Source organism: Dehalococcoidales bacterium, assembly GCA_041652735.1.
Lineage (GTDB): Bacteria > Chloroflexota > Dehalococcoidia > Dehalococcoidales > RBG-16-60-22 > RBG-13-51-18.
Genome location: JBAZGT010000041.1, coordinates 1 through 10,658 on the forward strand (window position 1 = coordinate 1; position 10,658 = coordinate 10,658).

Genomic DNA, 10,658 nt, shown 5'->3' on the forward strand with positions numbered 1-10,658 from the left:
GCCGGAGGAAAAGGTCAGGTGAGTGATATTCCCGGCCTTAATAACACTATACCCAAACTTCATCAATCAATCGCTCCCGCTCTGCCAGCGGAGAGAGGCTTGTCCGCCGGAGCTTTAGCGCAGGTGGAGGGCCGGAGGAAAAGGTCAGGTGAGTGATATTCCCGGCCTTAATAACACTATACCCAAACTTCATCAATCAATCGCTCCCGCTCTGCCAGCGGAGAGAGGCTTGTCCGCCGGAGCTTTAGCGCAGGTGGAGGGCCGGAGGAAAAGGTCAGGTGAGTGATATTCCCGGCCTTAATAACACTATACCCAAACTTCATCAATCAATCGCTCCCGCTCTGCCAGCGGAGAGAGGCTTGTCCGCCGGAGCTTTAGCGCAGGTGGGGATAAGAGGAAAAGGGGTCGGTACAATATATCCTCCCCCTTCCTCGGTCTTCCCCTTTCATAAAGGGGGATAAAGGGGGTTTTTAGTTACCCCTCACTCCTTGTTACTTGTTACTTACCATAAACCGGCTTGCACCACCCCATGTACTTCGGGTGGTCGCCGCGTATAACCTTCACGTAAATCTCCTGCAATTTAGCCGTAATCGGCCCTATCTCCCCGTTGCCCACCTTGCGGTGGTCTATCTCGGAGACCGGCGTCACGTGCGCCGCCGTGCCGGTTAAAAAGCACTCGTCCGTCGTGTAAAGCTCGGACCGGTCGATGCTCCGCTCGGTGGTATCCAGTCCCAGCTCGTTTTTCGCTAGCTCTATCACCGTGTTCCGCGTGATGCCCGTCAGGATATTATCGGAAGGTGAAGGCGTCACCAGCTTCCCGTCGCTGACCAGGAAGATATTCTCCCCGCTCCCCTCGGACACGTGCCCGTCCGGGGATAGCATGATGGCCTCGTCGAAGCCGTGCTGGATGGCCTCGGTCTTGGCCAGCGCGTTATTCACGTAGATGCCGGTGGACTTCACCTGGGGCGGGTTGACGTTATCGTCCGGCCGCCGCCAGGAAGACACGCCGCACTGCACCTTGTCCTTGTCCAGGTAAGGCCCCCACGGAAATGCGAACACCAGGAAGTCGTTATCCATGTTGTGCAGCCGCACCCCGAGCGCCTGGGAGCTGGTATAGGCCAGCGGGCGTATGTACAGGTCTTCCTGGAAGCCGCATTTCGCCACCAGTTCCACCGTTATTTCGCAGAGCTCGTCCACGCTGTGGGGCAGGGTGATGTTCAGCACGCGGCAGCCGCGCGCCAGCCGCTCGTAATGCTCCCTGAGGCGGAAGATATAGGTCTGCTTTTTGCCGGCGTTCCAGTTGCCCCGTATCCCCTCGAAGACCGCTGTGCCGTAGTGGATGCAGTGGGTCATAATCCCCATTTTGGCATCCTCGAGCAGCATGAATTTCTTTTGAAAATAGGCATAAGACGGCATGGCGGTTTCTCCTTTCCGAATACGGCTTATTATAGCTTTAGTGACCGGAAAAATACAAGTTATCGGGGCGATATCCCCTCCCCGGCCAGCTTGCGGACCTGTCGGTAAATGCGACATTTCCCGGTGGATAAGATAGAACATGTGTGCTAATATCGTTGGTATGTTTGGCTATGGGGGTAAAAATGAGGCTCTTGAGATTTGCGGTAAAACAACAGAGATGGGACCTGGCGGCCCATACCATCGTGCTGGCGGCGGCCAGGGCAATCAATAAAGAGGTGAAAGCGGATGAACGAGCAGGCAAAACCCAAAAAGGGCGCCCCAAGGGGTAACCGGAACGCTTTAAAACACGGCTACTACGCCAAAATGTTCGATGAAGCGGAGCGGCTGGATTTCAACAAGGCCGCCGGTATCGAGGGCATCGATGAAGAAATCGCCCTGTTGCGCTTGGAGATTAAAAAGGCCATCCTTGGCGGGGATGAAAGGAATTTGCTCCTGCTGGTCAAGGCCGCCGGTGCTCTGGAGAAGCTTATCCGCACCCGCTATCAGATTTCCTCCACCCAGCGCCACGGGCTGAAAGAGGCCATCAACAACGTCATTAAAGACGTCCTGGTCCCGCTGGGGCTGAACATCGGGACGGCCGTTGTCACCAAGAAAATCGCCGGTTGAATTGACATAAACAAAAAAACAAATGCCGGCATTTTGAAGCTGATTTAACATAAACTAAAAAACAATTGTTTACGCACCAACCGTAGCTGGACCTTAATAAAAAAATAAAAAAAACAAATACAATTATCGGGTTCATTCTCCCATCACCCTGTTTACGCTGACTCAACAAGAAGTGATCCCGCCGCGGGGATAACCCGCCTGTCATTTGAAACCGCTCATGGTGAGCTTGTCGAACCATGGCGCAAGTGTGTCAAAGGGTACTATCTTCTCCCTCTCTGCTAACGGAGAGGCCTGCCCGCCGTACAAGACTTTGGCAGGCGGGGAGATACAGGGGGAGAGGTTCGTCCCCCCTCCCCCTCTCTGTCAACGGAGAGGCCTGCCCGCCGTACAAGACTTTGGCAGGCGGGGGGATACAGAGGGAGAGGTTCGTCACCCCATCCCCCCCTTCTGCGGATTAAGGTGAGGGGTATCATATAAATTATTAACCGGGAATAGGTCAATCTGATTTATCGAGGAGCCGCCGGTATCGCCTATGCAGGAACAGACCAGCGTCTATCAGTTGCGCCCCTACCAGCGGGAAATCGCCGTCGCCGTCCTGGAGAGCGTCTTCGCCGGCCGCGGCCTCACCTTCTCCGTGGAGGTAGCCCGGCAGGGTGGTAAAAACGAGCTTTCGGCCCAGCTGGAGCTGTTGCTCCTGACTCTGAATATCGCCGAGCGCAGGAACCTTATCAAGTGTTCGCCCACCTTCCGCCCCCAGGCCATCATCTCCATGACCCGCCTCAAGGACCGCCTCAACGACGCCGGTTTCGAGGATATCTGGGACTCGGAGCTGGGCTACATCATCCGGCTCGGCCGCGCCCGCGCCATCTTCCTTTCGGCGGATACCTCGGCTAACGTGGTCGGCAATACCGCCCACCTCCTCCTGGAAATTGATGAAGCCCAGGACGTGGACAAGGAAAAATACACCAAGGAGTTCCGCCCCATGTGCTCCTCCTTCAATACCACCACCGTCCTCTACGGCACCACCTGGGACGAGACCACTTTGCTGGAGGAGGTCAAGCAGACCAATCTGGAGCTGGAGCGGCGGGACGGCGTGAAACGCCATTTCCGTTACGACTGGCAGCATGTGGCCGATTTCAACCCCGCCTATCGTTCCTATGTGGCCGGCGAGCGGGAGCGCTTGGGCGAAGACCACCCCCTTTTCCTCACCCAGTACTGCCTGCTGCCGGTGCGCGGCGGGGGCGGCTTTTTCAGCCTCCAGCAGCGGGCGCAGTTGCAGGGGGAGCACTTTCGCCTGCCCCGCCCCGAGGCGGGCAAGACCTATGTAGCCGGTATCGACCTCGCCGGCGAGGAAGAAAACGAGGCCGCCCTGTTGACCCCCAATCCCCGCCGGGACGCCACGGTGGTCACGGTGGCGGAGCTGGATTTCACCGGCTGCAACGCCGTTAATAAGGAGCCTGCCCTTAAAATCGTCGAGCACTACCGCTGGGTGGGTAAAAAGCACCCGGAGCTTTATTCCCAGCTGGTGGATATCCTGAAAAACGTCTGGCATTGCCGCAAAATTGTCGTCGACGCCACGGGTGTCGGCGAGCCGGTGGCCTCCTTCCTGCGTAAGGCTTTAGGCTCCCGGGTGACGCCCTTCACCTTTACGCAGCAGAGCAAGAGCGAGCTGGGCTTCAACCTGCTGGCGGCCGTAAACTCCGGTCGACTCAAAATGTACCGGGGGGACGGTTCGGCAGAGTACCGTGAGTTCTGGTACGAGGCGGAGAAAGCCCGCACCCGGTATCGCCCTTCCCAGACGATGAATTTTTACGTGGAGCCTGCCCACGGCCATGACGACTTTCTCATGAGTCTGGCCCTGGTCTGTGAGGCCGGCCGCGGCTATGCGCCCCGTAGCGCCAGGGGCGGGGACAGGGAGTGAAGGGGTAAATATAAGGGGTGACCTCTATATTATATGTATAATGGACTATGTTGACAGATATTTGCTATCATGATAAAGTAGGTTCCTCGGAAGTGTGATTGTTAACGAGGTAATTATGTCATTAGGTATAGTTATAAAATGCCCGGAAGGGCTTGTGTTAGCAGCAGAGAGCAGAATAACGCTAGGGGCTCACATAGGTGCTCAACAACTACCTGTCACTTTTGATAATGCCACCAAACTCTTAAGCTTCTCTTCACCAAATAATACAATCGGAGTAGTAACCTATGGGCAAGCGGTGATAGGACAAAGAGATCCGCGTACGGCAGCAAGTTTTATACCTGAATTTGAAGCTAGTCTACCAAAGGAAAGATTGAGTGTAGTGGATTTTGCTGAAAAAATCAGTTCATTTTTCTTGAAGCAGTGGCAGTCAAACATGCCTCCAGATGATAAGATACCCAATATGACCTTTGTAGTGGCTGGATTTAATCCGGATGAGGTGTACGGTCAGGTATTTTTAATTGAAATACCCCGTATACCAAAACCAACAGAACGTAGTAAAGTTAATGAATTTGGTATCACCTTTGGTGGCCAACATGAGATAGTGAGTAGGATATTAAAAGGTTATGATACAGGACTGCCTGAGGCTTTGCAGAAAGGCCTTAATCTTACACCTGAGCAGATAACTAAGTTGGATGCACTCATGAAGCAATTTCAAATCGGGATTCCTTTACAGGTATTAGCATTACAGGATTGTGTTGACTTAGCATGTTTCTTTATCCGTACTACTATGGATACTCAAAAGTTTTCTGTAGGTCTCAGAGGTGTCGGAGGAGCCATAGACGTGGCTATTATCAAGCGCAATCAGAATCTACAATTTGTTCAACGGAAACAAGTGCATGGAGAAATAAGTCAATAACTGTGCAATTTATGATTTAGAGGAGGTCAAAAATGTTACAAGAATTGACCATCGAATATAATATGGCTAATTGGCGAGAAGCAATGGCTTCGTTAGAATCAAGCAATAAATACCCACATGATTTAGTATATTCATTTAATGTTACTTCTGCTTCAGAAGAATGGTTATTCCAGAACTCTGAAGCTCTTGCGGCTGTGCAGAGGGGGCTTAATGATGCGGCAGAGGGGCGTGTGTCAAGGGTTAACTTGAAAAATCTATAGGTTTAAAAGTATTGTTCGAGCTAGAATGGACACAAGAAGCTAAACAGACTTATCAAATACTCAAATGTGATGCATCACAAAAGAAACGCTACAAAGCCGTTAGAAAAACAATAAAGTTCCTCGCAAAAAATCCTCGACATAACAGTTTGCAAACCCACGAATACTCAAGTCTGGAAGGTCCAAACGGAGAGAAGGTGTTCGAGGCATACGCAGAACAAAAAACACCAGCAGCCTACAGGGTGTTTTGGTATTATGGGCCTGCTAGGGGAAGAATCACAATTCTAGCTATTACTCCTCACCCATAGGTGTAGAAAATAGGCCATCAATCTACTCGATAATGATATCCAGGCTGTTCAATAGCGTCAGCACCTCCGGGTAAGAAAACCGCGTCTTTTTCAGTGTGCAGCTCCTGGTATCTATGGCGTAGTTCCTCGCGTTTTTGAAATTCGCCCCGGAGAGGTTAGTCTTGATAAACCGGCTTTTCTCGAAGTCCGTATTGTGAAAGTCGCCGTTGCTCAGGTCCGCCTCCGTGAAATCGGCGTCCTTCACCTCGCAGTCGGTCATCTTTATCTTGGGTATTTTCATCAGCCGGAAGTTGGAGTAGTTCAGCTGGCTGTTTTTAAATGATATTTCCCGGAACATCTGCGCCAGCGTCCAGTCTATGCCTATCGTTTTGCAGTTGGTAAAAGTCACGCCGTCCAGGCGGCAGCCCATCGGGGTGACGGCGCTCAGGGTGCAGTCGTTGAACTTGCACCCGGCGAACCGGCAGTCCACCAGCTTGATGTTGATCAAGCTGCACCCGTCGAAGATGCACTCTTCATAGGAGATGGCCTTGACCGTCTCCTCTGCCAGCGCCAGCCCGGTAAAGCTTTGCTTGTAGTAGGTCTCCTCCGTGAAGCTCATGCTTGACATTATATCGCCAAAGCAAAGTATTTTCTATTACGCCGGTCGTCAAAAAGGGAAATATCTGTGCTCTTCCCGTTTTTCCCCTCTCTCGGCTTCAGGCTGGCCGCGGTCGATTCCCCCCCGGTCGAGATAATGGTCTTGCGGGTTTGCTGGTTAATCCGTATCCTTAAATAGCCGCCGTATTTAAGAGGACCGCCGCGCCCTCTTTGTTATTTATCGGAATACTGTTGTGCGGACATGCCCTGATAACTTAAAATACTGTAAATAACGCCGGGAGAGTTGTGGGGAGGATAGCACTGAAAACCAGCTATTGAAGATGAATTAGTATTTTATAGAAGGAGAGAAGAAAATGACGCAAAAAGGACTGGACGCAAAGGTAGCCGCGCTGGAGAAAGAGTTGACCCGGCTCAAGGATATCGAGGCCATCAGGAAGCTGGAACACGCTTACAGCTATTACCTGGTGATGTGGCTGCCGGATGAAATCATCGCTCTGTTTTCTGAAAGGGACGATACCACCCTGGAATGGCCGGAGGGCACGTTCTTCGGTAAGGACGGACTGCAAAGGTTCTTCGGCCGGATTAATACCGGCAAGGACCCGGAGTTCATGCACCAGATGATGCACCTCACGGACGTCATTGATATCAGCGAGGACGGACTGACCGGCCAGGGGCGCTGGTGGGGCTTCGGCGCGATGGCCCTGGTCGCCCCGGGAGGGGGCATCATGCAGGCCCTCGCCTGCGGCATCTACGAAAATGAGTTCATTAAAGAGGACGGTATCTGGAAGCTCTGGAAAATAAAGTGGGTGCCGGTCTATTCCGCCACCCCGGCCACCGGCTGGGTCAAGCCGGAGAGAATCGCCAAGCCCCAGCCCCCCCGCGAAGGTGAAGAGGGCAACGTCGGTGACTGGTGGCAGCCGGATAAACCCGCCAAGGGTATACCCTACAGCTACCCCTCCGGCTATATTTTGCCCTTCCACTTCAAGCACCCGGTAACGGGCAAAAATACCGCGGAAGAAAAGAGGAATCGGAAAGTAAAGGGAGCCAAGAAGTAACTTTTATCCCACTAGCTGCAAATCACTAATTACCAACTACTCAGCACCCCCGCTCTTTTTCCCCGCCCCGGGGAGAAGGGGTGGGGGTTGGTTGTTCTCACACCCTCATCCCCAGCATCATCTTCAGCCGCAGCTTAATCATTCCCCACCCGCCCGCCTTGCCGGACATTATTTTCAGGAAGGCGGCGTCTTTGTTTTTGGGGGGCACCAGCGGCGTAGCTTTTTTTACCAGCCTGGTAGCGCCGGACGCGCAGGTGGTGACGCAGTTGCCGCAGCCTATGCAGCGGTTTAAATCCACTGCCGCCGCGCCGTTCACTATTGTGCGCGCTTCCAGCTGGCAGCGTTGGACGCAGGCGCCGCAGGCTTGACAGAGGGCGGTATCCACGCTTACGTAGTAGTTGGAGGCGTACATATCGGCGGGGCGGGGGGATTTCTTGACCGCGGAGAGCAGGCCGCAGCAGTCCCCGCAGCAGCAGCAGATGGCCTCCGGTCGCTGTGAGTTTTCCGGCTGGAGAATGAAACCCGCCTGCTGCGCTCTTTCCAGTATCTGCAAAGCTTCCTCTTTGCCCACGTACCGCGCGATGCCCATTTCCACGTACTGCCGGGCGTGGTCGGAGCCTATCTGGAGGCAGGTCTCGCGGATATCGGAATGTTGGCAGGGCTCCCCCTGGATGTCCTTGGTCTGGCGGCAAACGCAGTTGGCCACGGCGTAAGGCCCCGGCGCGTCGTCCAGCAGGCGGCGTACGTCGTCGTAGGTGGTCACGGCGTGCTTTTCCGCGATGGGGATGCTTTTCTCCACCGGGATGGTGCGGAGCTGGGGGATGGAACGCGCCCCGGTCATTTCCGCGGCGGCGAAAGCCTCGACGTGGTACTGATGGAAGGTGTCCGCCATCTCCCTGGTCAGCCGGTCCACCTGGAAGTCCACGATGCCCCCGGCCGTGACGCCGGCGTTTTTGTAATGCTTTTCCCTCAAACCCTGGCTGTAGACCAGGATGGTGCCCTTGCGCGCCATGGTATTCAGGGCTTGTTTCATCTCGTCAAGAGTCATCTTAAGACCCAGTTTTTTTACGCGACGGTGAATGCGGGTGGCTGGCTCCAGCTTGATGGTGGAAAGGCAGGCGCCTATACGCGCTTCCTCCGGGGTAAAAAGCTTCTTCAGTAAAGCTATATCCGCCCCGGAGGGGGTGGCTGGAAAGCCCACCGGGCCTTTATCCAGGTGCTGCTGGAGCGCGCGGAAAATCTGCTCTTCGTTTTCCATTTCGACTTCCTGTTATGAATCGCCGCTTGCTCAATAATGTACTTTTCCCGGCGGCTGTTGTCAAGGAAGCGGTGCAACGCCCATCGTCTCCCCGCCCGTTACAGGAAAGCTGATTTACATGGTATAATACGTCATCGTATGAATGACAATACCGGCGACAAGCCGAAAAAACCCGGGATACTGCCCTGGCTCCGGAAAAGGCTGATCGCTTTAGCCGGATTGTTGGGGGCTGTCGCCATTTTTGCCGCCGTGGGGATTGCTTACCTTAAAAACCCCGATATGTTTGATAAGCTCCAGGGCTATGGCTATTTGGGCGCTTTTGTTATCAGCGTTATCCTCAATGCCACTATTATCATACCGGTCAGCAATATGACGGTGGTGGCGGCGCTGGGCGCAACGTTGCCGATGCCCTGGCTGGTGGGTGTAATCGCCGGTCTCGGGGCGGGTTTCGGGGAGATGACCGGTTACGTGGCCGGCCGCAGCGGTCGCGCCTTGCTCGCCAAGAATAAAATCTATCTACGGTTGGAGGGCTGGGTATGGCGCTGGGGCGGGATTGCGGTGTTCTGCCTTTCCATTCTGCCGCTGGCTTTTGACATCGTGGGGATTATCGCCGGCGCTATGCGCATGCCCATATGGAAATTCTTCACCGCCACCTGGCTGGGCCGGACGATATCGTACGTGGCGGTGGCTTACTTCGGTTCGATGATTTTCAAGTATATACCGTTTTTAGGGAACTAGGCCCGCCGCTTGACTTTCAGGACCAGCAGCGCGCCGACGATGAAGTAGGCGATGCATACCGCCAGCATGATGTCGTAGCCCAGTAAAGCGCGTTTACCGTTAAAGAAGTCTATCGCCGGGCCTATCGCCCGGGCCAGCGCCGCTCCGCCCGCCGTAGCCATGTTGGCGATGCCAGGTAGCGCGCTTCCTCCCCCTTGACCGCCAGGTCGGTGGCCAGCGCCCAGTTGGCACTGTTGAACGCCCCCATCGCCATGCCGATGATGCCCGCCGCCCAGAGTATCGTGTTGTATTCCTGGGAAAGAAAGATGATGCCGATGCCTAGCGCCCCCAGCAGCGCCGCCCCGAAGGTGATGGGTTTTCTGCCTATCTTGTCGGCGAAGTAGCCGGCTGGCCAGACCACTATCAGCATCCCCACCACCGCAACCACTAAAAACCGGGCGGTGGCCTCGGCGGGGTTCTCCACCCCGATGACGTCCCTAAGGTAATATAAAGCGAACTGCTGGATGGTGGTGAAGGCCATGTTCACTAGCAGGCGTGAAGCCAGATACCATACCAGGTCGCGGTGGGCGTAAACATCCCTGGCGGTGCGCCATAAAGAAGCGAACAGGGGAGCCTCTGTCCCTCCGTTGCGGTACGGCGTTTCTTTGACCGTTACCAGAGTGGTGGCGAGCGTGCCCAGCAGCAGAACCGCCAGTATCCCCAGCACCAGCCACAGCCATTGGCTGCCTTCCCCGGCGGCATAATGGTCGATGAAAATGCTGGAGACATATACCAGGGCCGCCCCGCCTACTATCTCCAGCAGGGCTTTGACGCCGGAAGCCATCCCGCGCTTGTCCGGCGGCGCCATGTCCGGAATCAGCGCCTGGTAAGGCCCCTGCGCTACGTTACCGGCGGCTTGCAGTAAACAGTACACGATAAAAAGCCCGGCGAAGCCCGCCGCCCACCCCACCCCCGGTAGTATCAGCACTGCGGCTATCCCCCCGATTAATATATAGGGTCGCCGCCGGCCCCATTTGGAGCGGGAGCGGTCGCTGAAAGCCCCGGCTATCGGCTGGACGAACATCGCCAGTAGCAGCCCGCTGAGCGTCATCAGCCCCAGGTAGGTGTTTTTCTGCGCTTCCGGCACGAAGTCCAGCAGCCGCTGCGGCAGGACAATGCTGTGCAGGCTCTGCCATAAAGCGGTAATGGCAAAGCCGAAGATGGTTATCTTGAGATAGTCGCGGCGGCGGAACGGGACGCTGTTAACGTTTGACATGGCGGCTTTTTCCACAGCATAGCAGAGAAAGAGCGCCGCGGGCAACTATAGATACAGGGGTATTATTTACAGTTGGTTTTTCCAGGCGTTTCCTAATAGGGAGTAGCTTGACGGAGAGGGGCGTTAGCCCCTCTCGACATAACTCCCCTCTCCAAACAGTAGATTTTAGCACTAAAGTGTGACCCGTTTGGAGAGCAACTGTGTTAATTTATACATATTGCCAAGCTCTTTGATGTTTTAAAATTGAGTTCATGATAGTGAGCAGCCGCCT

At 54.7% G+C, this 10,658-nt stretch carries 12 protein-coding genes; 7 read left to right on the top strand and 5 right to left on the bottom strand.

Annotated elements, in window-relative coordinates:
- Positions 1-498 precede the first annotated feature (498 nt).
- The gene (locus tag WC370_11095; GenBank protein MFA5310008.1) at positions 499-1,416 is read right to left on the bottom strand and encodes a branched-chain amino acid transaminase; all 918 of its coding nucleotides are present in this window, start codon (positions 1,414-1,416) and stop codon (positions 499-501) included.
- A 182-nt stretch (positions 1,417-1,598) separates the two neighbouring features.
- Between WC370_11095 and WC370_11100 the strand changes: the two genes are divergently transcribed.
- The 5 genes from WC370_11100 to WC370_11120 all read left to right on the top strand — a co-directional run bounded on the left by WC370_11100 (position 1,599) and on the right by WC370_11120 (position 5,179).
- Positions 1,599-1,745, top strand: coding sequence for a hypothetical protein (locus WC370_11100; protein ID MFA5310009.1), 147 nt, complete (start codon positions 1,599-1,601; stop codon positions 1,743-1,745).
- Positions 1,702-2,082 (top strand): hypothetical protein, encoded by a 381-nt coding sequence (locus WC370_11105; GenBank protein MFA5310010.1) that lies wholly within the window; start codon positions 1,702-1,704, stop codon positions 2,080-2,082. The genes WC370_11100 and WC370_11105 overlap by 44 nt, the downstream gene beginning before the upstream one ends.
- Before the next feature lie 532 nt (positions 2,083-2,614).
- On the top strand, positions 2,615-4,003 hold the full coding sequence (locus tag WC370_11110; GenBank protein MFA5310011.1) for a hypothetical protein: 1,389 nt from the start codon (positions 2,615-2,617) through the stop codon (positions 4,001-4,003).
- 115 nt (positions 4,004-4,118) lie between these two features.
- Positions 4,119-4,919 (top strand): hypothetical protein, encoded by an 801-nt coding sequence (locus tag WC370_11115; protein ID MFA5310012.1) that lies wholly within the window; start codon positions 4,119-4,121, stop codon positions 4,917-4,919.
- 32 nt (positions 4,920-4,951) lie between these two features.
- The gene (locus tag WC370_11120) at positions 4,952-5,179 is read left to right on the top strand and encodes a hypothetical protein (GenBank protein MFA5310013.1); all 228 of its coding nucleotides are present in this window, start codon (positions 4,952-4,954) and stop codon (positions 5,177-5,179) included.
- Between the two features lie 327 nt (positions 5,180-5,506).
- Here the strand turns inward: WC370_11120 and WC370_11125 are convergent, their stop codons facing one another.
- The gene (locus WC370_11125; protein MFA5310014.1) at positions 5,507-6,091 is read right to left on the bottom strand and encodes a pentapeptide repeat-containing protein; all 585 of its coding nucleotides are present in this window, start codon (positions 6,089-6,091) and stop codon (positions 5,507-5,509) included.
- Between the two features lie 343 nt (positions 6,092-6,434).
- Here WC370_11125 and WC370_11130 point away from each other — a divergent pair, with 343 nt between their 5' ends.
- Positions 6,435-7,136, top strand: a complete 702-nt coding sequence (locus WC370_11130) for a nuclear transport factor 2 family protein (GenBank protein MFA5310015.1) — start codon at positions 6,435-6,437, stop codon at positions 7,134-7,136.
- A 97-nt stretch (positions 7,137-7,233) separates the two neighbouring features.
- Here the strand turns inward: WC370_11130 and WC370_11135 are convergent, their stop codons facing one another.
- The gene (locus WC370_11135; GenBank protein MFA5310016.1) at positions 7,234-8,394 is read right to left on the bottom strand and encodes a 4Fe-4S dicluster domain-containing protein; all 1,161 of its coding nucleotides are present in this window, start codon (positions 8,392-8,394) and stop codon (positions 7,234-7,236) included.
- Between the two features lie 138 nt (positions 8,395-8,532).
- Between WC370_11135 and WC370_11140 the strand changes: the two genes are divergently transcribed.
- Positions 8,533-9,132, top strand: a complete 600-nt coding sequence (locus WC370_11140) for a VTT domain-containing protein (GenBank protein ID MFA5310017.1) — start codon at positions 8,533-8,535, stop codon at positions 9,130-9,132.
- Here WC370_11140 and WC370_11145 read toward each other — a convergent pair.
- A complete protein-coding gene (locus WC370_11145; GenBank protein MFA5310018.1) occupies positions 9,129-9,293 on the bottom strand; it encodes a hypothetical protein in 165 nt (54 codons plus the stop codon). The two genes, WC370_11140 and WC370_11145, sit on opposite strands and share 4 nt — an antisense overlap.
- Positions 9,254-10,387, bottom strand: a complete 1,134-nt coding sequence (locus WC370_11150; protein ID MFA5310019.1) for an MFS transporter — start codon at positions 10,385-10,387, stop codon at positions 9,254-9,256. Before WC370_11150 ends, WC370_11145 begins: the two co-directional genes overlap by 40 nt.
- Between the last annotated feature and the right edge of the window lie 271 nt (positions 10,388-10,658).

Coding starts and splice junctions, on each gene's coding strand:
- WC370_11150 (MFA5310019.1), bottom strand. CDS start 10,387: ATGTCAAACGTTAACAGCGTCCCGTTCCGCCGCCGCGACTATCTCAAG.
- WC370_11110 (MFA5310011.1), top strand. CDS start 2,615: ATGCAGGAACAGACCAGCGTCTATCAGTTGCGCCCCTACCAGCGGGAA.
- WC370_11140 (MFA5310017.1), top strand. CDS start 8,533: ATGAATGACAATACCGGCGACAAGCCGAAAAAACCCGGGATACTGCCC.
- WC370_11105 (MFA5310010.1), top strand. CDS start 1,702: ATGAACGAGCAGGCAAAACCCAAAAAGGGCGCCCCAAGGGGTAACCGG.
- WC370_11115 (MFA5310012.1), top strand. CDS start 4,119: ATGTCATTAGGTATAGTTATAAAATGCCCGGAAGGGCTTGTGTTAGCA.
- WC370_11135 (MFA5310016.1), bottom strand. CDS start 8,394: ATGGAAAACGAAGAGCAGATTTTCCGCGCGCTCCAGCAGCACCTGGAT.
- WC370_11130 (MFA5310015.1), top strand. CDS start 6,435: ATGACGCAAAAAGGACTGGACGCAAAGGTAGCCGCGCTGGAGAAAGAG.
- WC370_11100 (MFA5310009.1), top strand. CDS start 1,599: ATGAGGCTCTTGAGATTTGCGGTAAAACAACAGAGATGGGACCTGGCG.
- WC370_11145 (MFA5310018.1), bottom strand. CDS start 9,293: ATGGCTACGGCGGGCGGAGCGGCGCTGGCCCGGGCGATAGGCCCGGCG.
- WC370_11120 (MFA5310013.1), top strand. CDS start 4,952: ATGTTACAAGAATTGACCATCGAATATAATATGGCTAATTGGCGAGAA.
- WC370_11095 (MFA5310008.1), bottom strand. CDS start 1,416: ATGCCGTCTTATGCCTATTTTCAAAAGAAATTCATGCTGCTCGAGGAT.
- WC370_11125 (MFA5310014.1), bottom strand. CDS start 6,091: ATGTCAAGCATGAGCTTCACGGAGGAGACCTACTACAAGCAAAGCTTT.